Below are 26745 nucleotides of genomic sequence, written 5' to 3'. Positions count from 1 at the left end.
CTCTGTTATTTGATGCGGACTGAAGTCCCCTCTCCCCTTCTTCCTTCTTCCTTCTTCCTTCTTCCTTCTTCTTACTTAATTTTTCCTTTTTTTCTGAGGGCGTTGCCAACTTTGAGAACCGCCCGTGCGATCGACCTTTTCGCCATTGGGAAACAACTTGCTCTCCAAATATTCGTAAGTTCCCTCAAAATCGCATTGCCCGTACAGAGGACAATCGCGACAATAAACTGACTTAGTGTAACGTTCCAGATTTTCCCGATTAAAAAAATAAGCCTTGTGACTAAAAGTGCTCGCTACCCACTGCCAAGAAAGATTGTTGCTTGCCGGATCTCCATCTAGCAAATGTTGCAAAAACCAGCGAGCTCCAGCTTGCCAGCGCACCTGGCGCCAGTGTACCAAATAACTAGCCATCCACATCCGCTGGTGGTTGTGTAAATAACCGGTTTCCCGCAACTCGCGACTGAAGCTGTCGATGCACGCTAAACCAGTCGTACCTTCGACGACATCCTGCGGCAGAGTTTCGCTGTAATCTTTAGCAGTGTAACCAGTTTTATAGGCTTCCCGATCGTCCCAAATCCTTTTGCCCAATTCGGCGTACAGCCGCTGCCAATAGTCGCGCCAACCCAACTCGTTGATGAGTTTGACGGCATCTTCTTGATTTTGCACCTTGGCGAGTACGACATCTCGGACTTCGGCAAGACTCAAAACGCCGTAGCGCAAATAAGGCGACAATCGCGTTACTGCACCGCTCAGAAAATTGCGGCTTGATGCGTATTTGCCGGGATTGACTTGTTGCAGCACTTTCTCGGCTGCGAGGCGCCCGCCTGTGGTTGAGGGTACGTTGCTATCTCGGGCGGCGGCTTCGGGGAATTGTTCGCTCACGTAGGCTATTAATTCGTCGCGGCTGGCAAATTCCCGCTTCATGTCGTGACTCATTAGTTTTTTTTAAGCGCCTGCTATTGTTTATTTATTTTAAAGGTATTTGTTTGGGCGTGTGGGGTCGATCGCCATAAATAGCCCTTCATTCCTGATACCGTGCAGTTTGACTCAACAGTCGATCGTGCGCTGGCAGCTTTAATTAGCATTTTTAATTAGCATTTTTAAATAGCCTGAAAGTTCAGTACACTCAGGGATAGATATCATAACAAAATCTCATGGAAACTTTTGGGGCGGACGCTAAACCGATCGCCAACTTAGCTAATCGACAGCAGCAAGGTACAAAACAACTGGACAATAGCACAATTCAAGAGTTCGATCGAGCCATGATGCGCCGCTGCATAGAATTGGCCCGTCGCGCCCTCGGCAAAACCGCACCCAATCCCCTCGTCGGTTCCGTAGTTGTCCGAGACGGTAAGATTGTCGGTGAAGGGTTCCATCCCGGTGCTGGCCAACCTCACGCCGAAGTGTTTGCACTCCGCGAAGCGGGGGAACTTGCCGCCGGAGCGACTGTTTACGTGAACCTGGAACCCTGCAACCACTACGGCCGGACTCCTCCCTGTTCCGAAGCTTTAGTTAAGGCTAAGGTGGCAAAAGTAGTGGCTGGGATGGTCGATCCAAATCCATTGGTAGCTGGCACTGGGCTGGCTCGATTGCGGGATGCTGGGATTGAAGTGGTAGCGGGAGTGGAAGGGGAAGCTTGTCAGAAACTCAACGAGGCTTTCGTACACCGGATTTTGTACCGCCAGCCTTTCGGAATTTTGAAATATGCGATGACTTTAGACGGTAAAATTGCTACTACTACCGGTCACAGCGCTTGGGTGACAGGCGAGGAGGCTCGCAGCGAGGTACATCGGGTGCGTGCAGGCTGCGATGCGGTGATTGTTGGGGGAAATACGGTGCGTCTAGATAATCCCAAACTGACAAGCCACCAGCCTGACAGAAACAATCCCTTGCGGGTGGTGATGAGCCGCTCTCTGGATTTGCCGAAGTCGGCTTGGTTGTGGGAAACCTCCTCGGCGGCTACTTTGGTACTGACTGAGCCTGGGGTTAACCCGGAATTTCAGAAATTTTTGATCGCCAAAGGGGTGGAAGTTGTGGAATTGTCACCGCTGACACCGACTAATGTGATGACTTATTTGTACGATCGATCTTTTATGTCTGTACTGTGGGAGTGCGGTGGCACTTTGGCGGCTTCGGCAATTGCTGAAGGTGCAGTGCAGAAAATTATGGCTTTTATTGCTCCTAAAATTGTCGGCGGCCAAGGTGCTCCAACTCCTGTGGGAGATTTGGGCTTTTCAGCAATGACTGATGCTTTGACTTTGGAGCGAGTTTCTTGGCACGCTGTGGGTGCAGATTGTGTAGTGGAAGGCTATTTGAAACAGTTGACAGTTGACAGTTGACAGTTGACAGTTGATAGTTAAGAATTAACAGTTAAAAATTAACAGTTAAGAATTAGTTAGTTAAGAATTAATTAGTTAAGTTAACACTTGACAGTTAACAGTTAAGAATTAACAGTTAAGAATTAACAGTTAAGTTGACAGTTAAGAATCAACAATTGATAGCAAAGAATTAACATTGTCAATTGTCCACTGTCAATTGTCCACTGTCAATTGTCCACTCTTAATTTTTAACTTTTATGGTTGAAATTCTGATTTGGAGTTTGATGGTGGGCAGTCTCGGTTTAGAGGCTGCAATTATGGGTGTTTTGGTGAGCCGCGAGCAATTGGCTGCGGGGCAAAAATGCGATGAGGAGGAGGAAGTTTTGACTCGGTACGAATCTCAAGAAGATAATTTGGCTGCGCGTGAAAATGCGATCGCCAATGGCAATCCGAAACCCGATCGCAATCCTGATGATTCAACAGTTTGGGAGTACAAGATTGTCCGGGCTAGCAGCGATTTATTTCGCAATCCGGCGATTTTTCACAAGCTGTGTCGGGAAGAAGCGGAAGTTGGTTGGGTTTTGCTCGAAAAGCTCGATGACAGGCGGGTGCGGTTCAAACGTCCGATCGCGCTGAGGGATGCCCCGAGGTCAAATTTACCAACGTTTGACCCTTACCGCACTCATTACGGCCCGATGTCGAATGCGATGACTTGGGCGGTGGCGATCGTGTTTTTGAGTGCGATCGTCCTGCCTGCTATTTTGGGCTATGCTTTGGTGTCGGCTACTCTCAGCAGAAGTCGCTCTAATTGGCCTCCGACACCGATTCAATCCATGCCTTCTCCCAGCGGCCCAACAACTAATAATTAATTTTTAGTAATTGGGAATTGGGAATTGGGAATTGGGAATTGGGAATTGGGAATTGGTCATTGGGCGGAGCGTAGCGGAGGGATTGGGCATTGGTCAATTTAAAGCTGGCAGAACCCTCTTCACAAACCATATGTACCCATACTCTTATACTGGGGGAACACCCTAAATCTCCCGAATAGTTGGCTGACTTTAAGAGCTTTATTTTTCCCATTTTTTAAGATGGTTAGGGAGATCGATTTTAAGTGAAGCGTATCGATCGATACGCTTGGGTTAGCGCTGTTTTTTGCCGGGATATCCCCCTCAAAGTCTCCCTGATAGTCGGGGGACTTTGATGCAGTTCTTGTTCCCCCCTTTTTAAGGGGGGTTAGGGGGGATCGGGCTTATCTAAAGTGTATTGTGCTATGTATACGTTAATTTGATTTTAAGTTTGGGGCGGTATTGTTGACGGAGCAGATAGCAATCTCAAAAGGTATAGTGGTTCTCAGAAAGATGAGGTATGTTGTTGGGATGCGAGCCCCCTTTGTTTAAGGTGTTATGTAAGCTGTCAGTCATACCTCACCTTTTTGAGAAAGGCTATAGGTAGTGCGATCTTTGCGCTGTTTCCTGATATAAGCGAAGAGCGCTTAAGCGCAACTACGTACCTAATTTGATTTTAAGTTTGGGGCGGTATTGCTGACGGAGCGGATAGCAATTTCAAAAGGTATGTAGTTGCGATATTTTCGCTGTTTCCTGATATAAGCGAAGAGCGCTAAAGCGCAACTACGTACCTAATTTGATTTTCCGTTTGGGGCGGTATTGCTGAGGGAGCGGATAGCAATCTCAAAAGGTACGTAGTTGCGATATTTTCGCTGTTTCCTGATATAAGCGAAGAGCGCTAAAGCGCAACTACGTACCTAATACGTTAATTTGATTTTAAATTTGGGTCGGTATTGCTGACGGAGCAGATAGCAATCTTAAGTTGTAATCTGTATCGCCTTGAAATTGAGAAACGCGGACAAAATAAGTCCCCGCAGGCAATGCACCATTACTGATAACTTGTTCTGAAGTTATACCTAAATTGTTAGATGAAGCAATAATATCATCCAATCCAACGGCGCCGTTACCGTTGAGATCCTGAATTAATTCTACATCCACATCTGCACTCAAACCATCTACTGTTGCACTAAACAGGCTGGGAGTATTCAGGATGAAACTGTAAATGTTTGCTGTTTGAGTAGTGCCGACAGAATCGCTCGCAATTAGACTGTCTGTGAGAATTCCCAAATTTTCGGCTGAGTTTAAATCGTCGGCGGGAGCGGGGAGAGCGCTCAACAATCCTTCTTGTTGACCGAATTGAATGTAATGGTCGATCGCACTTTTGACTGCACCGCTGCTGACTGCTCCTGCGATCGCCGGATATCTTTCTAGATAAAACCTGGGATCGAAGAAAATGCTGGCTTTGCGGTTTTCAAATTGACCGACTTTTAAGTAGTGTTCAAAAGCGCTAAATTGATTGGTTTGGACTGCTGTCTGCACATCCGGGTTGCTTGTCAGATAAAAACCAATATCGAAGAAAGGGTTGGGGTTCCGCCGTTCAAATTGACCGAATTTAATAAAGTGCTGGGCGCCGGAAAATTTGTTTTTTTCGGCTGACACTGTGACATCTGAATTGGTGTCTAAATAATAGCTGGCGTCGAACAGGGCATTAGGATCGCGATTTTCAAATTGACCAATTTTTTCGTAGTGATCGAAGGGAGTCGATACTGTGCCTCTGGCGACTGCTACGGCGACATCTGGGTTGTTTTCGAGATAAAATTTGCTGTCGAACAGTGTTCTCAGGGTTAGCATTATTAAAAAAATCTCTTTGTACTTTAATCTGGAAAGTGCACAATCAAATTCGATCGAGAATCCAGTTTACATCATTTTTTTTGTGAGGGCGTCTCAATTATGGCTAAATCTGCACTGATGGCAATGCTGCGGCGTGCTGCAATTATTGCCCAAAAATCGAGGGAAACGGGCATTCCGGCTGATGAGTTACTGGGGATGCTGGCAGATCGCGCTCCCAATTTTCCCATATCTCGACGGCACTTGCTGCACGGGGGTTTAGCTGCTGCGGGAGCCGTTGCTGCTGCGACTTTTACCCGCGAGGGAGAGGCGGCTTTTGCTCAGCAGCGCGGACGATCGCCCATTTTGGTTGTAGGTGCCGGAATTGCTGGTTTGACGGCTGCCTATCGACTGCGCCAGGGGGGCGTGCGTGCCGATATCATTGAGGCAACTAACCGCGTGGGGGGGAGGATTCGCACGGTGCCTAAGGTGGCTGGAACGCAGATTTTCGCGGATGTGGGGGGAGAATTTATTGATACCGGCCATACTACTTTGATTTCCCTGGCGTCGGAATTGGGTTTGCGGGCGATCGACTTAGCTAACGTACAGCGGACATTTGTAAAGGATACTTTTTTCTTTCAAGGACGCCGATTTTCTGTAGCGCAAATAATCGCAGATTTTGCGCCGCTAGCCAGTAAAATCAATGCTGATTTAAAGTCAGTTGGAGATGAATTTAGCTATCAAGATTTTACGGAAGCTGCGGAAAGATTGGACAATCTTTCGATCGCTGAATATCTAGAGCAAGGTAATACTAGCACGATTGTCCGGCAGTTGCTGCGCGTTGCTTACGCCACTGAATTCGGCAGAGATCCTGAGGAACAGTCGGCGTTGAATCTGCTGTTTTTAATCGGTACTGAAGCTGACAGTTTTCAATTGTACGGCAACAGCGACGAGCGCTATCAAATTGATGGCGGTAACAGTCAAATTGTCAACCGTTTAGCGGATAGGTTGTCTGGCTCGATCGAGACGGGGACAATTTTGGAAGCGATTACTCTGTTACCGGATGGCCGCTATCGGGTTAATTTGCGATCGGGACAAAGCGCCTTCGATCGCACTTACGAGCGAGTTTTATTAGCTTTGCCCTTCAGCACTCTGCGAGATGTTCGGATTAACGTGCCTTTGCCGCAACCGAAACGAAGGGCGATCGAGCAGTTGGGCTACGGTACTAATTCTAAGTTAGTTACAGGCTATCGCAGCCGAATTTGGCGAGATACCTATCGATCGACTGCTTCTGTTTATACCGATCTAGGATTCCAAAACACCTGGGAAGCTACGCCTTTTGCTCCTACTGCTAACGCTTTAGTTACTGAGTTTACAGGAGGAAAGCAAGGTTTGGCGATCGGTGCGGGAACTCCCGAAGATCAAGCACAAAGATTTTTAGGACAATTTGAAAGAGTTTTCCCCGGAGTTAGAAACTTGAGAAGTGGCAAAGCTGTCCGAGCTTTTTGGCCGGGAGAACGTTTTTTCAAAGGTTCTTATTCCTGTTATTTAGTCGGACAGTGGACGCAAATGTATGGCGTAGAAGGCGAACGATTTGGCAATTTATATTTTGCTGGCGAACACACTTCGCTGGAAAATCAAGGTTACATGGAAGGCGGTTGCGAAACTGGACAAAGGGCCGCTCTTGAAATTTTGGAAGATTTGGGTTTGACAAGTTCTGCTGAGGCTTTGAATACTCGAAGTGCGAGCAGTTTGAACCAGCGCCGTCCCAGTCGGAAAATTCCCGGAGCGCGGAATCTTCGGAATAGGAAGCCGAATATTAGATAATACGAGTTGAACAAGGTTTGTAGTGAGGACTTTAGTCCTTTCTAAGAAGGACTAAAGTCCTCACTACAAACTAGATACAACTTATCAAACAATCTCGTCCGGGTTAATTCCCCGATCGCGCAAATATTCAGCTAGGCGATCGGCTCGTTGACGTTCGCGATCGGCGCGATCGCGTTCTTGCTCGACTCGTTCTCGTTCTGCTGTTATCTGTTCTACACCCCACAATAGCAGATTTCCTGCTTCATCCCACCAGCGCAACCAATAACCTGTACGCTGTTCTTTTTCCCCCCGCCAAGTTCCCAAATACAAACCAAAATCTGCCATCCAATGACGACCTTCCTCATCGGGAAATTCTAGTTCGTAACTGCCATTTTGCAAGCGATATACTTCCAGCAATCCAGTTTCTGGATCGAAAATGATGTAAGTTGGTACTTGCAGAATTTGTTCGTAAAAGAACCATTTTCCGGGAGGAAAAGTACGTTTAAGAGAATATTCCCCGCCGTCTGTTTCCGACAAAAACTCCATCACAATGCTGGGGATTTCTCCTTCCAAGTTTGGGGTATAGCTTTTGCGGTCTCTTCTCGATTCTACAGGCAATACCGAAGGTACATAAACCCAATCCGGTGCTTTAATAACTAATTCGCCGTTGACAGTAGCGCAAATCCCAAAGTTGCTAGCAATCAGCATGAGTGGGCCGATCAATCCTCTCAGTTCTAAGATTTCTCGCAGTGCTCCAGCAATTAGCGGTTGACCTGTATTCTCCACTGGTTTTTCTTCTAATTGGAAGTCGTCTGGCAACTTCTCCCAAGTTACGGTCATTGCTACCGTTTTTTGTTTTGGGTTATCTTGAGTCGCGACCATGACTTTAGTTTTTAAAGTTTGATAGCTAATTATAACATACTGTAAGCTGATTTTCGGGCGCTGCTCAAAGCCCATCCCACAAGAGCTTAAATAAACAGGATTGTTAAAATTAGATGTGCGCTAGCTTAGAGAATGGTAAAATTTAGTAAATTTCATTGTAGAATTAATCTCATAAAATAGCCAAATAAAAACATGAAAATCTTACATTTAACAGCAACCTTATCAACTTTGCTAATCTCGCAAATCTCAGCTAGCCCTTTGCTGGCAGATTCTACAAATACCAAAATTCAAATTTCACAAATTGACGAGCCGTTTTGCTACATGAAAACCCCCGACGGTAAAACCGTAAACTTGGGCAAATTGTGCGAAAAACCGCCTGCTTCGGACACTTCCAAAACTTGTGTTACTGGTGCAAACATAGCAGCAAAAGTATCAATTGCCCAGGCAAATTATGATGGTAAAATTTTTAGCGGTAAAGTGTTCAATCAAGGCTGCAAAACAATCAAGAATGTGAAAGTCAATTATGAAGTTTTGGACGAGTCAGGTAATTTAATTGATAACGGATTTATCGACACTCTACCAGCTACTCTTGCACCCGGAGAGTCAGCAGCCTTTCGGGGCGCAGTTGTCGCGGGGGCTAAGGTGCAGGCGACTCATGCAGATGCTCAGGAATGATTGTCGAGTGTTTAGCCGATCGCTGCTATCATATTTTGGCTCAGATATCTCTAATTATCGCTCAAAGGTCGGCTCGCGCTTGGATCAAGGTACGTACTTGCAATCTTTGCGCTTTTTCCTAATCTTATAAAGAGCGCTCAAGCGCAACTACGTACCTAATTTGTCTGACGATAATAAAACCACCCTGCCTAAATCCCCGTCAATTCGGGGGACGAAAGAGAATAATCTTGTCCCCCCCTTATTAAGGGGGGTTAGGGGGGATCTCCGGGTTTGAAAATACCCTATGGGGATGGAAATGCGTAAATCCCAATCTCTAAAAACAGAACTTGCGAGGGCAAAATATCTTGAAAACTCGATCGACATACTGGCAAATCTTACCCTACCTCCGTCCCCAAAAACAAACCATCGGTAAAGCATTAGCTTGTACCGTAGTCTTTACCATATTTTGGCCGATAATCGCGTGGCTGGTTGGCGAAACAGCCAAATTTATAGGCAAAGGAGATTTACAAGGATTCGCGCAAATTGCGGCACTGAGTGCAGTTATATTTTTAGTTCGCGGTACAGCCCAGTACGGTCAAGATACGCTGATGGCAAAAGCAGCCTTGACTATTGCTTTAGAAATCCGCAAAAAAGTCTACTCCCACCTCCAAAAACTCGATATCGGCTACTTTGAAACCGCCAAAACCGGAGACTTATCCTACCGCCTCACAGAAGATATTGACCGGATTGGTGAAGTTGTAAATAAATTTTTTCATCAGTTTATTCCTTGTGTTTTGCAGTTAATTGCAGTCATGGGATATATGATTTATCTCAACTGGCAATTAACCTTGGGTGCATTGATCGTTGCACCGCTGATGGCAATTTTAATTGGCTGGTTTGGCGAAAGACTGCTTAATTATTCGCGCCAAAGTCAAAATCGCATTTCAGATTTATCAGCTTTGCTGACAGAAGTATTTAGCGGCATTCGTTTAATCAAAGCGTTTGTAGCAGAAGATTACGAAATTGCCCGCTTTGCAGAAGAAGCGGAACAAAACCGCCGCGCGAAGTATTTGTCGGAAAGAGTAAAAGCACTTCAGTTCGTCGTAGTTGGCTTTCTGGAAGCGATGAGCGTAATTTTGCTGTTTTTCCTCGGTGGTTGGCAAATTGCTCAAGGAAACCTCACTGGTACGCAATTTATCAGTTATATCGCAGGAGTAGCACTGTTAATTGACCCGATCGCAATTACCACTGCTAATTACGGCGATTTCAAGCAGGGAGAGGCTTCTAGCGATCGCATTTTTGAACTTTTAGCCATTGTACCCGCAATCGTCGAGAAGCCAAGTGCGATCGAACTTCCCCACGTTACCGGCAAAGTCGAATACCGCAACATTAATTTTGCTTACCCTTCTCAACCTCTACTTGATAAGGAGGGAAAACAGCTTCAACCCCCCCTTGATAAGGGGGGGCAAGGGGGGGTTCCGATTCTACAAAGCATGAGTTTACTCGCACTTCCAGGAGAAGCAATCGCCCTCGTCGGTGCATCCGGTGCGGGGAAAACTACCTTAGTGAACTTGTTACCCAGATTTTACGATCCGCAAGACGGACAGATTTTAATTGACGGGATTGATATTCAAGATGTAACGTTAAATACACTGCGCCGACAAATCGGCATTGTGCCGCAAGAAACTATTTTATTCTCCGGTACAATTGCTCAGAATATTGCTTTTGGTCAGTCTTATTACGAACTAAAAGATGTCGAAAAAGCAGCGCAAATTGCCAACGCCCATCAATTTATCAGCGAGTTTCCCGACGGTTATCAAACTTGGGTGGGGGAAAGGGGAGTAAACTTATCTGGCGGTCAAAAACAAAGAATTGCGATCGCCCGTGCAGTCTTGCTAGATCCGCGAATACTCATCCTCGACGAAGCTACTTCAGCGCTGGATTCAGAGTCGGAAGCTTTGGTGCAGGAGGCCTTGGAAAGATTGATGCGCGATCGCACTGTGTTTATTATCGCACACCGTTTGGCGACTGTGCGGAAAGCTGACAGAATTTTGGTTTTGGAAAAAGGTAGAGTGATGGAATCGGGGACGCACGAGGAATTGCTCGAAAAGGGCGATCGATACGCTCGTTATTACGCTCAGCAATTTAGTCAATAGGGTACTTTGATATTAGTTGAAACAACTTAGTAACAGTCTACTCTAGGAGTCCACAATCCTCTCGATCCCCCCTAACCCCCCTTAATAAGGGGGGGACAAGAGCATTCAAAGTTCCCCTTAATAAGAGAGGGACAAGAATGTCGTCAAAGTCCCCCTTCTTAAGGGGGATTTAGGGGGATCGAGACTAGACAATAAGCGACATTTATTATGTATGGTTTTACGTACCACAACCAAAGAAACCGGGTTTTTAGCCGCATCTGTTAGACACAACGAAGTATTCAAGGAAAAAACCCGGTTTCTGATTACCCGTGCGTCCAGGCGATCGCAAATGGTACAATAAATTATCCAACTGGATATTTACTAACTCCAGTTAAAAAGAAGAGGCCGTGTCACCATGATTCAAACCACAGCCAAACTACTAACATTTGAAGAGTTCCTAGAGTGGTATCCCGATGGCAAAGGACGTTTTGAGCTACGAAATGGAGTAATAGTTGAGATGAACCCAAACGGCGATCACGAGGAAGTTACAGGTTTTCTCATCCGCAAAATTAACGTAGAAATCGATCGCCTAAATCTTGCTTACGTAACACCGTCAACCTATTTTGTCAAACCTCCAGAAGCGACTACAGGATATCAGCCAGACATTATAGTATTAGATAAACCCACGTTGATTTCTGAACCGCTTTGGAAAAAGTCATCAATTATTACTCAAGGCAAATCTGTTAAACTTGCTGTGGAGGTAGTTAGCACCAACTGGCAAGATGATTATCTGGTAAAAGTGGCTGATTATGAAAGATTGGGTATCCCGGAATATTGGGTTGTGGATTATGCTGCTTTGGGTGGGCGACGCTTCATTGGCAATCCAAAACAATCTACTATCTCAGTTTATCAGTTAGTTGAGGGTGAGTATCAGGTTAGCCAGTTCCGAAAGGGCGATCGAATTTTGTCGTCTGCTTTTCCCGAACTTAATCTGACTGTTGAACAGGTTTTCGGATCTATCCAAACGGAAGAATAGCATTTTTGTGGATGTAGATGTTACTAAGAGCCAAGAAACCGGGTTTTTCGCCGAATCTGCTGGACACAACGAAGTATTCTGGAAAAACCCCCGGTTTCTGACTACCCGCGCGTACTAAAGCCCAAGAAACCGGGTTTTTCGCCGAATCTGCTGGTCTCAACGAAGTATTCTGGAAAAAACCCGGTTTCTGACTACCCGCGCGTAAGTCCTAATCTAAAATTTTATTCTAAACCGTCTCTCGTCTCCACAGACAACTGATTCCTGACTAGCATAAAGTCGTCCGAGAACATATTTAAGCTATCAAAAAAAGTTTTCCAAGCATTTTGTTTGGCGATCGAGAGATGTTCTGGTATAATCACAAACACTTCAACCTCTTCACCCACAGAACCAGGTGGCACTTCAATTTCAAGTTTATTTTCTGCAAGAACTTTGGTGGTAATCCGTATTGCTGACTGCATATTTCCTCCTTTGCGATGATTAATTTTCGACAGCCCCTAAAGCTTTGAGAGTGGCTTTTTCAACTTCCGTTAAACCCGTAACGCCCGCGATATTCATCCCCTCATAAGGTCGATCGCTTTTCAGTCTTTTGAGGCACTCACCAGTCTCAAAATCCCAAAGTCTAATTGTGCCATTCCGACTGCAAGCAGCAATAGTTTTTCCATTTGAATTGAAGGCAACAGAGTTAATTCTACTGGTATGACCTTGCAAAATTTTGAGACATTCACCTGTACGGATATCCCATATTCTTACCGTTCCATCTACACTTCCACTAACAACTATTTCACTAGAAGAACTAAAGGCAACTGAACGTATCCAATCAGTATGCCCCTGTAAGATTTGAAGGCATTCACCGCTGCGGACATCCCATAGTCTGATTGTGCGATCGGCACTTCCGCTAGCAAGTATTTCACCGTTCGGACTGAAGGCGATCGCGCGTGTCCAGCCCGTATGCCCCTGAAAGACTTGGAGGCATTCACCAGTTTGGATATCCCACAGCTTCACCTTTTGGTCAAAACCTGTACTCGCAAATATCTCGCCCAAAGGACTGAAGGCAGCCGAGTATACTGAACTGTTATTCCCTGGCAAGGTTTTGAGGCATTCGCCAGTACCGATATCCCACAGCCTCACCGTTTGGTCATAACCTGCACTAGCAAGTATTTCACCATTTGAAATAAAGGCGATCGAGTGTACTTCCTTTCCACACTCTGGCAAAGTATGGAGGCATTCACCACTGCGAATATCCCACAGCCTCAGTGTTTCGTCAAAACTAGCACTGGCAAGTATTTCACCCGAAAGACTGAAGGAAACTAAGTGTACCCGATCGAGATGCCCGTGCAAGATTTTGAGGCACTCACCACTGCGAACATCCCACAGCTTGACTGTATGCGAATCATCGCCGCTAGCAAGTATTTCACCGTTCGGACTGAAGGCGATCGACCTTACTTGATTGCTATGCCCTTGCAAGGTATTCAAGCATTCACCAGTATGGATATCCCACAGCCTCAGTGTTTGGTCATAATTACCGCTAACAAGTATTTCACCCGCAGGATTAAAGGCGATTGACGTTACTGAATTGCTATGCCCTTGCAACGTATTCAAACATTCACCAGTATGGATATCCCACAGCTTCGCTGTACGATCGTAACTACCACTTGCAAGTATTCCGTCATTTGGACTGAGGGCTATTGACCGTACTTGATCGAAATGTCCTTCCAATGTTTTGAGACATTCACCAGTACCAACATTCCACAATTTCACTGTTTCGTCGCCACTGCCACTAGCAAGTATTTCACCAGTAGGATTGAAAGCAACTGAAAACACATTTTTAGTATGTCCCTCGAATATTTTCAGACATTCACCACTTTTGATATTCCATAGCTTTATTGTTTGATCGCCACTCCCAGTGGCAAGCATTTCACCAGCAGGATGGAAAGCCACTGAAAATACAACTTTAGTCTGGTCTTGCAAAATTTTGCAGCATTCGCCAGTGCGAATATCCCATAACCTTACGGTGCCATCAAAACTCCCACTAGCGAGTACATTGCCATCAGGATTGAATCTGACTGACATTACTGATTCGGTATGGCCCTCAAAACAATTTAAACATTCACCAGTTTTGAAATCCCATAACTTAATTGTTTTGTCATAACTCCCGCTAACAAGTATTTTACCGTCAGGACTGAAGGCGACTGACTCCACTACGTTGCTATGTCCTTTACAGGTCAATATTTCTCTGCCACTGCTAGGTTCCCACAAGCGAACTACGCCATCAGTATCACCTGTAGCTAACAGTTTGCCATCAGGACTAAAGATTACTGACCGAACATTACCAAAGATTTTAGTAAAAACAGACTCTGTTAAATTTGCGTGAGTAAAATCAACGTGTCGCAGGCTGGCATTTGTAAAATCAGCACCTAAAATAACTGCACGAGAAAGGTCTTTTGCTTCTAACGCAGTGCGATCGATTTTCACCAACAGCGTCGCCGCATTCCCTCCCACATAACCTACTTCACTTTCAGTTTTTCCCCGCGTTGCTTCCAGAATTTCAAGTAGGGGCAATCCCCCCGTGGTTGCCCCTAAACCCGGGCCGGGCGGGCACGGGGGCACCGCCCCTACGAGCATCGGTAACAACAAATCCATCACTGCTTTTGTCAGCCGCGCTTGTCCAAAACTATTACGAAGTTGCCCTAAATCTTCAGCAACAAATCCCTTTAAAGCCGCAATCAATTCATTCTGATTTCTCTTCTGCGCCTGAAGCCGACAATAATTAGACCAAGTGTATAATTGAGCCTCAATATCAGGATTTACACAAAACTGTTCCGGCGCGACTAATTCGGTAAAATCTGCCGCCAAAACTCCCAATTCCGCTGCAAATTTATAAGCAACAAAAAACTCTAATAACGAACGATGCGCCGGAGTGTAATCGCCATCTGCATTGCGGATTAGCATCGTTTGACCCATCATGTCATAGTGCCAGTGGTCTAAGTCTTTTTCCTCTTGGACGATGGAACCAAACAGGCTGCGGATGCGATCGGGAAAACCGCGATAATTGAGGCTCATTTGGTCGGTAGACAGCATTTCCCACGATAACTCGCACAAGAAATACAGCTTATCTGCTAGCGAAGTAAAAGTGCGTTCGGCTTTGATATCTCTCTCTATCTTCCGCCGCACCGCATACAAATATATTCGCGACATATCGACTGGTTTTCCTGCTTCAATATCGGGCAATGCTTCCAAAATTAACTCGGTCATCACCGGGCGACGCGCTAAATCCAATAGTTGCGGGTTGCCCATCACTTTTTCCACTGTCGCCGCTTCTGTTTGAAATGACAAAGCTTGTCCAATTTGCTCGTCGTTAAATTTCTCTAATTCTAATACTTCAAATTGGGGAGTTTCGCCTGTTAAAATAGTTGTTGATGCTTGCAGTTCGGCATTTAACAACGCCCGTCCTTCCTTGGCTTCGGGGAAATGTTCGGTGCGGCAAGTCAGGATGACTTTTGCGCCGGGAACCACTGCTTTTGCTAGTTCCCAGAAGTTGTTAATTGTTTCTTGCCGATCGCACTTTGCGGCCATTTCATCAAAACCATCGAAAATCAACAGAAACTTACCCATCCGATTCAGTTGTTCAAAAGCCGAATAACCCGCCAAAGGTATCTCGTGTTTCCGAAAGAAAAACTCGGAGAATAGCGACTCGACACTAACCGCTTTTGCATAATCTCGCAGCGGAATTACTAACGGCAACCTCGGACGTTCCAAGCCTCGTCTTTGAGCTTCTTTGTAGCGTTGTAATGCCAACCAAGCATAGTGCATCGCAAACCAAGTTTTCCCGGTTCCAAATTCTCCTAAAACTGAAATATGTTCTTTTACTGGGTCATTCAACCACAAATCGATGTAACCTTCGATCCAGCCATCTCGCCCATCATAATGACTCACGCCTATCTTTCGCTGAGTATCGGGGTCGATTTCTTCTTTCGTACAAGCTAGCGGCACATATTTGGTATCAATTCCTCGGCTGGTAATTTCAGTTTCTAACCAATCCAGATAAGCAGTAAAATCGGCATCTTGATCCAGCAATTCATCGAAGGTATAGCAAGCTAAATCGCGATTTTCATCTTTTTTTATCTCATCCCGCGCGGCGCGACTGATGCGGCGGGCGGTGACTAACCAGCCTTCATCGGTGCGCTGTCTTTCGACGGATTCGCGCAGGGCCAAGATGTCCTTGATTCCGGCTTCTCCGGCAATGCCGCGGACTAAAATGCGATCGTACTTTTTGCGTCTCACCGGAACATCGATAATCCATTCAAAATAGTTATCTTCGCAGATTTGATAGGTTTCAAACTGATAATTTAAGGTTTCAAACCAACCGCGAACTTGTTGTGATAAAATGAAAGCTTGAGACTTTTGAATATTCGTTGATGCTGCTGCCGGAAGTGCGGGAACATCTTCGGCTTCCAACCGCGCAAACTCGGTGCGAATTCCTTCCAGCGTGGGCAGGCGTTCGATGCGATCCATTACCAGAGATAGGCGTTTTTGCAAAGAGGCGATCGCATTTCCCGTCATCACATCACCCAGTGTCCGCGTCCGCTTGGCTACTTCCATAAACACGGCAGCAAATGCCATGAATTCCCGCCTGGGGTCAATCCCTAAATCTCGAAGTTCTTTGCCCAAAGCACTTTCGTTGAGAAACTCATCGCCTGCTTGAATTAAAATGGCTGGGCTATCGGACTCGAAGGCTTTGCGAAAAGCTGATTCAATCTCTTTTTGGCGAAATAGTTCTAAAATCTGCTTGGGTTTGCCAGCGCCGTATTCTACTAAAGTATAAACGTAAACTCCGCTAAAATCTGCGGGCGGAGCATCGGGGTCGAGGTTAAATCTTTTTAATAATTTGATGACTGTTTCGTTGCGCTGAAACTTGTCTTTGATGGTGCCCAGGGGAATGGCTGTCAAGAGGCTGATAACTAAGTCGAGACTAATTGGGATCATTTAGGCTATCCTGTTTTTCCGTGGAAGTAACGCTCAAATCTCAAAATCGCAAATTGCTATAATTTTATGTTAACGCACATAACATCAAATCTGTTAATATCAGAATTACTCATCTCTCTGGGATCTTTCTCTGTGTTCTCTGCGCTCTCTGTGGTTAAATAATTCCGATCCAACTGAAATTGGCATAATAATGTTAGCAAACATTAACATTTTTTCCCAGATTTGACAACTTCAAAACAGAGAAATATCCGACATATATTGTAGTATAAAAACCTATAATTTTAGTGGCTATATCATAGTGCAAAAGTTAAAATATAGATAACTAACAAATAAATCTTGCTATCTATGAAAATACAATCTTCCGTCTTAGTCCACCTAGGATTTGGCAAATATGTACGATCGGATCGAGTGACAGCAGTAATCCCAATTGAAGAAGAACGGGGCCCGGGCCGGCGCACTTTTGTGCACGTAGACGGCGAAGCAGATCCGATCGTTGCTTCCCGCGCTGAAGATACAATTGTTCGCGATTTGGTGCAGGAACCGCGCGAAATAACTCAAGCCCGCCAGCAACAAGAAATCCTCCAAGATTTGCTGGCAGATTTGAACAATGTTAACGTCACCGTGCGCCGCATCAGTCGCGATGAAGGCGGCCTCGATCTCGAACGTTTGGAGCGCCGGATTCGCCAAATCTTAGAGGCATAAAAAGAAAAGACCGCCCGCGCGGTCTTAAGGTATGTAGTTGCGCTTCAGCGCTCTTTCATATATCCAATTAAAGAGCGCTAAAATTAAAAACTGCCCGCGCGGTCTTAAGGTATGTAGTTGCGCTTCAGCGCTCTTTCATATATATAAGAAAGAGCGCTAAAGCGCAACTACGTACCATAGAGCGCTAAAGCGCAACTACGTACCATAGAGCGCTAAAGCGCAACTACGTACCACAGAGCGCTAAAGCGCAACTACGTACCACAGAGCGCTAAAGCGCAACTACGTACCACAGAGCGCTAAAGCGCAACTACGTACCACAGAGCGCTAAAGCGCAACTACGTACCATAGAGCGCTGAAGCGCAACTACGTACCTAAATGTTTAACTTAAGGGTTTCATTGTCACTTCAATGTCAGCTAAACCTGTCAGTTTTTCCACGGGTATCTCTTCCTCAATTCGCGGTATGAAAATAGTTAAACCTCCCGGAACGCACTCGATAGTAAGCGGAGTCATGCCGACTATTTCTCCGTCTACAACCACTTTTTGAGCCGGATCTGCACTTATTTTTACTTTTTTTGCGCGCAAATAACCGATGTCGTCGCGATCCGTAGGATTGCCGCTTAAAGCTGTTTGCAATAGGTGGTAAGAAGCTGCGATCGCCCCTGCTTTATTTTGAGGCGCCACCAGCGTCACGTCCAGCAAGCCGTCATCAAAAATAATCCCGGCGGGGCCTTGAGCTAAAATGGAAGTAGGCGGCGCTGCATTCGCCACTGTCACGGCCACGGCAGTAACGGTGATGATTTTATCTTCGGTTTCGATTTCGGCTTCAAATCTTTCTAAATTGTTTAACTGTTTGATTCCCGAGAGAATGTAGGCCAGCATTCCCCAGCGATTCTTCATTTCGCGATCGGCTAATTCGACAGTTTCCGCCTCAAAACCCACTCCAGCTAACAAAACCATCGGCATTTTACCGTTACACATCCCCGCATCCACCACCCGCGTCAACCCTCCCAAAATAGTTTCGCAGGCGGTTTCGATGGTATTCGGAATATCCAAAGCATTAGCAAAAGCATTCGCAGTTCCCCGCGATATAATTCCTAAAGGAATATTTGTGCCCACTATCGCCCCGGCTACCGCTGATAATGTGCCGTCGCCCCCGGAAGCAATAATTTCTTCAACTCCTCTAGCAACTGCTTCGCGGGCGAGTTGATCTGCATCTAATTCTGGCGTTGTCAGTCGAATGTCTAAGTCAATAAACGGCTCTAAAAGTTCCTTAATTCTAGCTAAGTCTTGGTCGGGGTCGCTGTTGCCGGCGACGGGATTAAAGATTAGGCAGGCTGAACGTTTCATAGTTGGTAATGGGTAAGGGGTATATGATATCTGGTAGACTGAAACAGGTTCGATCGTTCGGACTTCAGTCCTTATTTTCCTGAGGACTAAAGTCCCCACTACAAACCTAAAACCAAATAGGTTCGATCGTTCGGACTTTAGTCCTTCTTTTTCTGAGGACTGAAGTCCGAACGATCAAACCTAGAAACGACAGTTAAATCACAAAAGGTTCGATCGCGATTTCCTGCCATTTCCCTTCAAATCGTTCGACAACCAAAGGCCGAACTCTGAACTTGGGGGGAGTCCCGTCAAGAACATCAATCCGCAAACACGAATAAGGACGGCGTTTGTGCGAACCTTCACCGCTGCGCCCGATAAATAGCAAAGATTCCGCTACCCGCCGGCTGGCTGTTTCAGCACCAGCCTCGCGCGCCAACCCATAAGCTTCCGGGCTCGATGCTTCCTGCAATATCGGCCCTTCGACACGCTGACGCCGCAGGCTGTGGCCGCTTCCCCCGCAGACAATCCAATTAATCCCAGAGTCGCCGTGTCCGGTATCCCCAGTGCGCAGGTATTCCAAACAGTGGGCGTGGCCTGTGAGTACCAAATCTACTAGGGGACGCCCCCGCGCTGCTTTCCCAACTGCATCGGCCACCGCATCGAGAACCTCCCGCAATCGCAACCGCACTGCCAAAGTTTGAGCTTGATTCCACTTTGTCGCCTCGGTTACGTAGGGGGGATGGTGCAAGTACATTACCCGCCCCCGCACGTCTGAATCTGCCCAAGATGCAATCAATCGCCTTTTGAGCCATTCGAGTTGTTCAACGTCCGTGGAGGCTGTTCTGTCGGGCGACAGTTGTTTGTCGATATCCATCAGCATTTCGTCAACTTGCTCTAATTTGGCGCGCAAGTCGTCTAGCTGTTCGGCTGCTTCGGGAATTTCCGGGTTGAGCCGATCGGACATTTCGAGCATTTCCAATTTTTCTTGTTCCAACTTTTGCCGATCGAGTTCCAAATTTTGGCGGTGAATGTCGCCCTGTTTGGTTTTCGGGATCGGTAAGGGTTCGTTGAAGGTATTGGAGTCGAGGGCGAAGAAGTCGATACCCCCGCTGCGAAACGTGTAATAGCGGTTGGGTAAGCGGGTAAAGCGTCCGGGTTGGTAGCGGATGCAGCGGCCTGTGCTGGTGCTGGCGGTGTAGTGGGCGTCTAGGTGCCGATCGATCTCTCCCGGCAGTTTGTGAGCTTTCAGGTAGTCGAGAAAAGCTTTGGCGTAGGCATTTCCGATCTCGGAACCGTGCCAGCCGACATCGAGATCCAACTTGGAACCCAACAGCCTCCGCAGCGGCAAAGCTGTCGCCGAGAGAATTCCGTAGAATATGGGCAAGTCGTAGTAGTCGTGGTTTCCCGGTACGGGCAAAAACGGAAAGTTGAACACCATGCGATCGTAAGCAATCCGAGATGGGTGCTCGCCACCGACGATAAACTCTCGGTAGGGGCGAATAAAGTTTTGCAAGTAATATTCGCTCGAACCCACGAGATAAACTACATCCCCCGTGTGGAGGGCGAAACGGCAACTTTGGCGTTCCGAGAGCATCAACTCGGCAACCTGCCGCTGCGGGTTGTGGCCGCGGTGGTTGCCCGTGCCGCTGTCGCCTGCGACTAAAAATGAAAACTCTGGAGAGTCTGGAACTCCATCGTCCAAAACCATCTTAGTTTGGTCAATTCCCCGATCGGCGATCGACTTTTCTTGCCACCGCACCCGCTCGTTCATTTTGCGGATTTTGACTGTTATTCGCGGGTCGGACACGAATTTCACGCCACCTAGTCTCCCAAATTGCAGTTCCTAGTTAATCTTGCAGCGATCGCACGGGTGTTTACCTCTGTCTAAAAGCTGAACATCGCTCCGGGCTGGCGCGTGCGGGCTACAACCAGGTTTCTGCTTCCCTAGAAGTCCGATCGACCCAGATTGAGAAAAACCGCGTTTTTTTGAGATTTAGCGATCGGGCGGTTGTAAACTCACTATTGTTAAAAAAAAATGCAACTGCTTTTGCTTTGCCGACGATCCAAACCCGATAGTCATAAGTCATTCCCAATCCTGCAATTTTTCAATCCTGCAATTTTTCAATCCTGCAATTTTTCAATCCACAATCTAAAATCTCAAATGGTATCCGCTCAAATCTAATGTTATTGATGATACAGAACCTTTTAGTTCCCAGAATCGCGGCAAATTTTTAATTTTTAATTCTCTTCTGGCGCTCTCTCCCTCTCTCCCTCTGTTCCCCTCTGGCTTTTACCCCCCGATCGGACTTCTGACAAAAACCAGTTTTGAGTCAGGAGCGATGGCACGATCGCAGCGCGTTTTGATACCATTCAATCAAGCCCAAGACAATCAGGGAATGTAGTGGAGGTGCCTAAATGGAGCTTTTCGGAGAACAAAAACGGTGTCTGGACGCTTTGGTAGCGTCGATCGAGCAATTGGGAGGTCGAGTAGACATTCCGAAGCTGGAGCAGATAGCAGAGCTCATCATTCAAACGATGAGGGGGCCTTGGCGCTACTTTCACACGTCGGAACACATTTTTGAGGTCGGGGGGTCAGTCGATCCGATCGAGGTACTGGCTGCGCTGTTTCACGACCTCGTGTACGTGCAAGTCGATCAGGGTGTAAGTTTCAATATCAGCAGCGCCCTTTGTCCTTTTGTCCAAGAAGTGCGATCGCAGTTAGTAATTAAAGATAGAACTGAACTGCCCGACGATGCCATGTATCACATGGTGGCCTCTGTCTTTGGGTTTGTTCCAGGTAAGATTCTCTCTCCGTTTGCCGGCCAGAACGAATTCTTGAGTGCCGTGATTGCTGCCAAATCTTTGGAGCCTTTTTTGCCAGCAAGTACGATCGCCGAAATTGCAGCTTGCATCGAAGCTACGATTCCTTTTCGTCCGATTTCGGCCAGCGGTTTGAGTGCGATCGAACTTTTGCACCAGCGCTTGGTAAGTGTAAATCGCGATTTGAATTTCCGATGGACTGATGCCGAAACAGCAGAAATTGTCAAGCGTTCGGTCAGGTTAGCCAATCGCGATGTAGAGAATTTTGCCTCTCCAAATTCCTCTAATTTCTTAGACAATACCTGGAACTTGATGCCAGAAACCAACCACGAATTGAGCAATGTCAATTCCTATACCGTGGGCGGATATCGCAAATCTCTACAAAAGATGGAAGGATTTTTAAACTTCCTCAAACCCGAACTGGTTTTTCAGCAATTTATGCAAGAACCGGACAATGAAACCTACGCTCACATGATTGCCCAAACTAGAAAAAATATCGCAGTCGCCAAACTTTATCTGGGTATCAAACTAATTACCATCGCAATTTTAGAAGCTCTTTCCTACCGTTTGGGGCGCGACATTCCGCTTTCGACAATGATGGGAGAATTGCGCGCACCAGGATTTAAAACATCGGTTTTGGAAGATTACTTGCCCAACAGACAAATCGCTTACCCCTTAGAAAGTCAGTTAGAAAAAGAGGTTTTAGATTTGTTAGCAATAGGACGCAATCAAGAATCTCCCTATGATATTAAAAACTCCCCCGTAGCTACGTTTATTATCAAATCTATCGGCTTTGCTGAAACCGAAAACTTTTTGAAGAAAGCTCAAGAGTTTTTTGCAGGTCACATTTCATCGGAAGAGTTTCTGTCTTACTGCTCTCCCGATGTCATCGATACCATCTCCTCCGGGGTTATGAAACTATTTGACAGCAGGAAGACAGCTTTAGGAACAGTTAAGTTAGCTCACCAAAAAGTTTCTTAGAATATGTTGGCAAAATCAGGACTTACGCACAACCTAATTTTAGTAAGGTGCGCTCTGCACCTCGTGCACCTTACCGCTATAATTCGACCGTAAAAACACTTTTTGCGTAAGTCCTGATTCACAAAAAGAGGACTAAAGTCCTCACAAAAAACAAGCTTGAGCGCGCGAAATTAACCGGACATTAGCAGTAATCGCGACTGAGTTATTGTTATTCTTTTCTTTCAATTATAATCGTCATGTGAGCGACTAATGCACCGATCGCTCCTACTGCTGCAATCACTGGAAACAAAGTCGCGCTGATGACTCCGCCGACTACTCCCACCGTCAGAGGAACTTCTACTAATATCCGTCCCTCTTCATTTTTGATAATCAGGCGACGGATACTCCCTTCGTGAATCAGCTCTTTAACTTTAGCAACCAAATCGTCGCCGTTAATCTTCAACTCCTCGACGCTAACTTTGTCATTAGTATAAGCAGGGGTTTCTAGAGGAGTCGCGTCAAATTTAACTTCAGTAACTTTTTCGGCAGAAACTTTTCCCGATACAGGTATTGATTCGAGTTCTCTTCCCCCGACTGGTTCTTGTATGCGATCTGTAGGTGTGTCCATTTTTTGTTCTCCTTTTCGGTAAAAGTATTTTTCTATAGAATTATTTAGAAATATAACACGCAACTTTTTGTTCATCAATCATACTTTTGGGTGATATTGCTGCTGTTCAGTTGACAGTTGACAGTTGACAGTTGATAGTTGACTCCGAAAGCAGTTGGCAGTTGGTCATTAGTCATTAGACTTGAATTGCAAAAATCGGAAAATACCCTGAAATTATCTGCGTTTATCTGTGTTGCATCTGTCTGACATCTGCGGTTTCTGGAGCGATCGAAGACTTATGCAATTCAAGTCTATTAGTCATCAGTCAGAAGGAAGATTTTTTTCCCTCTCTTCCCCTCTCCCCTTCTCCCTCTCTCCCCCTCTTCCCTTGTGCCAATACGCTAACTGTCTACCTCAGAGCCTCCCACCGCCACACCAGTGAAAAACTTCAGATCGAGACAGCCACAGGATTAGAGCTACTTTCAGGCTTTGTATATTCAGACTCAGCGGATGTAGAGGTTGAAATACTGACATTGTACTGAAAGTGCGATCGCCCAGCCGTGTATAGATTTAACACATCTAGTTCGGCCAACTGCACATGGATACCCTTCCTTACTTTTCTCCCCTATCATTTTTATTCAAATCATTGCCCTCGCCCCACAAAACCCGGCCTCCCGAGGTTCCTCCCATGAACATCTTAGAGTTTCTAATGAGAATTGCTTAAAATAAAGGGGAAGCCGAAGTAATTATGATCGAAATATTATCGAAACCAAACCAATTATCTCAAATTGAAGTTGAGCTTGGCGCAAAGTCGGCTAAAATAGAATTTCTTCCTTCTGCTTCCCCTTTATTTCCCGTGTCCGATTTGGCAGCGACAGAATTTGCATATCAAGTTGGTGGCAGTTTGCAGGCGAATGCTCTTACCTACGTCACCAGAGCAGCAGATAGCGAACTTTACGACTCGTTAAAAGCAGGTGATTTTTGCTACGTGCTCACCTCCCGACAAATGGGAAAATCCAGTCTGCGGGTGCAAACAGCGCGCCGCTTGCAAGCAGAAAATATTGCCTGCGGAATGGTTGACATCACAGGAATTGGCACGGCCCAAATAACTCCCGTCCAGTGGTACGCAGGTTTTACAGCCACTCTCGCCAATAGCTTTAAAATTAAAATGAATGTCAAGACTTGGTGGCGCGATCGAGAAGACTTGCCGCCAGCAGTCAGATTAAATGAATTTATAGAAGAAGTATTGCTTCCTGCGAGCGATCGCAATATCGTAATTTTTATCGACGAAATTGACAGCATTCTCTCCCTGAACTTCTCCAGCGACGACTTTTTTGCCTGGGTGCGCGGCTGCTACAACAAACGCGCCGAAAATCCCGAATACAACCGCCTGACTTTTGCCTTATTTGGAGTAGCGACTCCTCAAGATTTAATCTCTGACAAAACCAGAACTCCGTTTAATATCGGCCGCGCCATTGAACTCAAAGGATTCGATCTTGCCGAAGCCACACCTTTAGTCAGAGGATGGCCCGAAAAAATGGATAATTCCCACGAAATTCTCAAAGAAATCTTAGCTTGGACTGGAGGACAGCCATTCCTTACTCAAAAACTTTGTCAATTAACTGCCCAGAAGTTAGCAGCAGAAACCAGCCGCGATTGCCATAGCCCAGCCAACTGTCAATTATTTATTGCCGAATTAGTGCAGTCTAGCACCGTAGAAAACTGGGAATTTCAAGACGAACCAGAACATCTCAAGACAATTCGCGATCGCCTCCTGAGAAATCAAGAGCGCACCGGCCGTTTGCTGGGACTTTACCAACAAATTTTAGCAGATATGACTCTGCCAAACGGCGCAGAAAATACAGCAGAAGAGTCGATATCTCAATACGATCTAGCTAAGTACAGTTCCGAAAAAATGGAACTTTTACTGTCAGGTTTAATCGTCCAAGATGGAGGAAAGCTGAGAGTTTACAACCAAATTTATGCGTCTATTTTTAATCAAGAATGGATACAACAAGAATTAGCAAAGCTCCTGCCTTACTCCGAGTCTATCTGCGCTTGGGAAGCCTCCAACCACACAGACGCTTCCCGCTTGCTGCAAGGCAGAGCTCTCGCAGAAGCCTTAATCTGGGCGGCCGACAAAAGTTTGAGCGATCGCGATTATCAATTCCTCTCGGCTAGCCAAGAACAAGAAAATCTGGAAGTTCAAAGAGCTTTGGAACTAGAAAAAGCAACTTCGCAAATATTAACCGAGGCAAATTTAGTTTTGACTAAAGCTCAGCAAAAAGCCAAGCGAACAGTCCAATTTAGTTTGTTTGCACTCGCTGTAATTTCTGCTATCTCTGGTAGCGTGATCGTGCAGGTGCAGCGAGTAGCCCAGAAAGCTGAAAATCAAAAAAAACAAGCAATAATTACGCACATAGAAGCACTCAATTCTACCGCCGATATTTCCCTAAGCTACGATCAGCTAGGAGCTTTAATCGCAGCAGTCAGCGCTGGCAAAAAAATGCGAGAGATAGAAGTTTCCCCAACGCTGAAAGCACAGACACTAAATATACTGCACCGAACGGTAAATGCAGTTAGAGAACGCAATCGTTTGCTTAAGGGGCACACAGCTAATTTCAGCCCGGATGGCAAGTTGATTGTGAGTGCGACTGACGAATTGTTGGTGAATTTCTTTCAGCCTAACGGTAAGTTAATTTTGAGTTTCCCTGGACACACCGAGTCAATTACTGAGGTAGTTTTTAGTCCTGACAGTCAGTTAGTTGCTTCTACAAGTTTTGACAAAACAGTCAGGATTTGGCGCCGCGACGGGACTTTGCAGCAAGTTTTAAAAGGACATCAAGATTTAGTTTGGAGTGCAAGTTTTAGCCATAATTCTCAACTAATTGCTACTGCAAGTTCTGATAAAACTATTAAAATTTGGAGTACAGGCGGGGTTTTGCTGCATACTTTAAAAGGACATACTAGACCCGTTACATCAGTTAGGTTCAGTCCCGACGGTAATATGTTGGCTTCAACCAGTCAAGATCGAACTGTCAAACTTTGGAAACGCACTGGAAAAACACTGTTTCGACTTGAGAAAACTCTTTTTGGACACGGAGATGAAGTCTGGGGCTGCAATTTCTCGCCAGACGGTAAGATGATTGCTTCAGCTAGTCACGATTGGAAGGTGAAAGTTTGGAATACTGACGGCAAGTTGCTCAAAACTCTCGATTCTACAGCAGCTTTGGGTAATGTCAGTTGGAGTGCAGACAGCAAGTTGCTTGCAGGGGGCGGCACTGACGGCAAGGTGAGACTTTGGCGCCGCGACGGGACTTTGCTGCAAACTTTTAGGGCACATCAAGCGGATGTGTGGAGTGTGAGTTTTAGTGCCGATCGCCAAACTTTAGCATCTGCCGGGAAAGATGGGTCGGTGAAGCTTTGGAGTCTCGATCCTGCTAAAGTAGAAGGTGCCGAACTTGACACATTGCTCGCCGTCGGCTGTCGCTGGCTCGGAGACTACCTGCAATACAATCCGGGTGTTGAGAGCGATCGGCATTTGTGCGAAAAAACTGACAATTGACATTTTGTGCCAATTAGCAGAAACAGGTTGCGGTTGAATTGTCACGGCGGGCGATCGGCTCCAGATTGGTCACTACTCTTTTCTGGATTGTCATATAATTTTAGGTAAGGGGTAATAGCAAATGTCCTCGCCCAGATCGCGGATGTCTATCAATCTGAACCAAATTCATGTTATGAAACATTCAAGCTAGTGATAAGTGCTAGATTCTGGTTAGGAGAATTTGGGACAGATTAAACTTACTAAGTAGTCAGGTTGCAAAGGTATCTACTGTTAAATTA

The 26745-nt window shown here is 46.0% G+C and carries 19 protein-coding genes; 9 read left to right on the top strand and 10 right to left on the bottom strand.

Annotated features, from left to right (window positions below; genetic code table 11):
• Positions 1-75: 75 nt before the first annotated feature.
• Positions 76-936: an FAD-binding domain-containing protein gene (locus tag QZ918_RS06075; RefSeq protein WP_293332378.1), complete on the bottom strand. Its 861-nt coding sequence runs from the start codon at positions 934-936 to the stop codon at positions 76-78.
• A 218-nt stretch (positions 937-1154) separates the two neighbouring features.
• Between QZ918_RS06075 and ribD the strand changes: the two genes are divergently transcribed.
• A complete protein-coding gene (gene ribD, locus QZ918_RS06070; RefSeq protein ID WP_293332375.1) occupies positions 1155-2339 on the top strand; it encodes a bifunctional diaminohydroxyphosphoribosylaminopyrimidine deaminase/5-amino-6-(5-phosphoribosylamino)uracil reductase RibD in 1185 nt (394 codons plus the stop codon).
• A 236-nt stretch (positions 2340-2575) separates the two neighbouring features.
• A complete protein-coding gene (locus QZ918_RS06065; protein WP_293332373.1) occupies positions 2576-3187 on the top strand; it encodes a hypothetical protein in 612 nt (203 codons plus the stop codon).
• Between the two features lie 912 nt (positions 3188-4099).
• Here the strand turns inward: QZ918_RS06065 and QZ918_RS06060 are convergent.
• Complete coding sequence (locus QZ918_RS06060) at positions 4100-5014, bottom strand: PPC domain-containing protein (protein WP_293332370.1); 915 nt, start codon at positions 5012-5014, stop codon at positions 4100-4102.
• Between the two features lie 99 nt (positions 5015-5113).
• Between QZ918_RS06060 and QZ918_RS06055 the strand changes: the two genes are divergently transcribed.
• A complete protein-coding gene (locus QZ918_RS06055) occupies positions 5114-6817 on the top strand; it encodes a flavin monoamine oxidase family protein (RefSeq protein WP_293332367.1) in 1704 nt (567 codons plus the stop codon).
• A gap of 84 nt (positions 6818-6901) precedes the next feature.
• On the opposite strand, the gene QZ918_RS06050 is transcribed toward QZ918_RS06055, so the two are convergent.
• A complete protein-coding gene (locus tag QZ918_RS06050; protein ID WP_293332364.1) occupies positions 6902-7678 on the bottom strand; it encodes a Uma2 family endonuclease in 777 nt (258 codons plus the stop codon).
• A 192-nt stretch (positions 7679-7870) separates the two neighbouring features.
• Here QZ918_RS06050 and QZ918_RS06045 point away from each other — a divergent pair, with 192 nt between their 5' ends.
• The 3 genes from QZ918_RS06045 to QZ918_RS06035 all read left to right on the top strand — a co-directional run bounded on the left by QZ918_RS06045 (position 7871) and on the right by QZ918_RS06035 (position 11503).
• A complete protein-coding gene (locus QZ918_RS06045; RefSeq protein ID WP_293332361.1) occupies positions 7871-8353 on the top strand; it encodes an FxLYD domain-containing protein in 483 nt (160 codons plus the stop codon).
• Between the two features lie 344 nt (positions 8354-8697).
• Complete coding sequence (locus tag QZ918_RS06040) at positions 8698-10488, top strand: ABC transporter ATP-binding protein (RefSeq protein ID WP_293332358.1); 1791 nt, start codon at positions 8698-8700, stop codon at positions 10486-10488.
• Positions 10489-10882: 394 nt separating this feature from the next.
• Positions 10883-11503 (top strand): Uma2 family endonuclease, encoded by a 621-nt coding sequence (locus QZ918_RS06035; RefSeq protein WP_293332355.1) that lies wholly within the window; start codon positions 10883-10885, stop codon positions 11501-11503.
• A 221-nt stretch (positions 11504-11724) separates the two neighbouring features.
• On the opposite strand, the gene QZ918_RS06030 is transcribed toward QZ918_RS06035, so the two are convergent.
• Positions 11725-11961: an antitoxin gene (locus QZ918_RS06030; RefSeq protein WP_293332352.1), complete on the bottom strand. Its 237-nt coding sequence runs from the start codon at positions 11959-11961 to the stop codon at positions 11725-11727.
• Positions 11962-11980: 19 nt separating this feature from the next.
• On the bottom strand, positions 11981-16486 hold the full coding sequence (locus QZ918_RS06025; protein ID WP_293332349.1) for an NACHT and WD40 repeat domain-containing protein: 4506 nt from the start codon (positions 16484-16486) through the stop codon (positions 11981-11983).
• Between the two features lie 345 nt (positions 16487-16831).
• On the opposite strand from QZ918_RS06025, the gene QZ918_RS06020 reads away from it, so the two are divergent.
• Entirely contained in the window at positions 16832-17188 is a 357-nt protein-coding gene (locus QZ918_RS06020) for a hypothetical protein (RefSeq protein ID WP_293147148.1), read from the top strand.
• Between the two features lie 379 nt (positions 17189-17567).
• Here the strand turns inward: QZ918_RS06020 and QZ918_RS06015 are convergent, their stop codons facing one another.
• The 4 genes from QZ918_RS06015 to QZ918_RS06000 all read right to left on the bottom strand — a co-directional run bounded on the left by QZ918_RS06015 (position 17568) and on the right by QZ918_RS06000 (position 20885).
• The gene (locus tag QZ918_RS06015; RefSeq protein WP_293332346.1) at positions 17568-18536 is read right to left on the bottom strand and encodes a YegS/Rv2252/BmrU family lipid kinase; all 969 of its coding nucleotides are present in this window, start codon (positions 18534-18536) and stop codon (positions 17568-17570) included.
• Between the two features lie 193 nt (positions 18537-18729).
• On the bottom strand, positions 18730-20322 hold the full coding sequence (locus QZ918_RS06010) for a metallophosphoesterase (RefSeq protein WP_367275257.1): 1593 nt from the start codon (positions 20320-20322) through the stop codon (positions 18730-18732).
• A 115-nt stretch (positions 20323-20437) separates the two neighbouring features.
• Positions 20438-20602, bottom strand: coding sequence for a hypothetical protein (locus QZ918_RS06005; protein ID WP_293332340.1), 165 nt, complete (start codon positions 20600-20602; stop codon positions 20438-20440).
• Between the two features lie 151 nt (positions 20603-20753).
• Positions 20754-20885 (bottom strand): hypothetical protein, encoded by a 132-nt coding sequence (locus tag QZ918_RS06000; protein ID WP_293332337.1) that lies wholly within the window; start codon positions 20883-20885, stop codon positions 20754-20756.
• 45 nt (positions 20886-20930) lie between these two features.
• On the opposite strand from QZ918_RS06000, the gene QZ918_RS05995 reads away from it, so the two are divergent.
• On the top strand, positions 20931-22316 hold the full coding sequence (locus QZ918_RS05995) for a hypothetical protein (protein ID WP_293332334.1): 1386 nt from the start codon (positions 20931-20933) through the stop codon (positions 22314-22316).
• A gap of 208 nt (positions 22317-22524) precedes the next feature.
• On the opposite strand, the gene QZ918_RS05990 is transcribed toward QZ918_RS05995, so the two are convergent.
• Entirely contained in the window at positions 22525-22923 is a 399-nt protein-coding gene (locus QZ918_RS05990) for a DUF4342 domain-containing protein (RefSeq protein ID WP_293147156.1), read from the bottom strand.
• Positions 22924-23650: 727 nt separating this feature from the next.
• Here QZ918_RS05990 and QZ918_RS05985 point away from each other — a divergent pair.
• Positions 23651-26467 (top strand): WD40 repeat domain-containing protein, encoded by a 2817-nt coding sequence (locus QZ918_RS05985; protein ID WP_293332331.1) that lies wholly within the window; start codon positions 23651-23653, stop codon positions 26465-26467.
• The last annotated feature ends 278 nt before the right edge of the window (positions 26468-26745 follow it).

Source organism: Microcoleus sp. CAWBG58 (genome assembly GCF_020883045.1).
Lineage (GTDB): Bacteria > Cyanobacteriota > Cyanobacteriia > Cyanobacteriales > Microcoleaceae > Microcoleus.
Note: the sequence above shows the minus strand (reverse complement) of the source record. Positions and strands in the feature narration are given on the sequence as shown.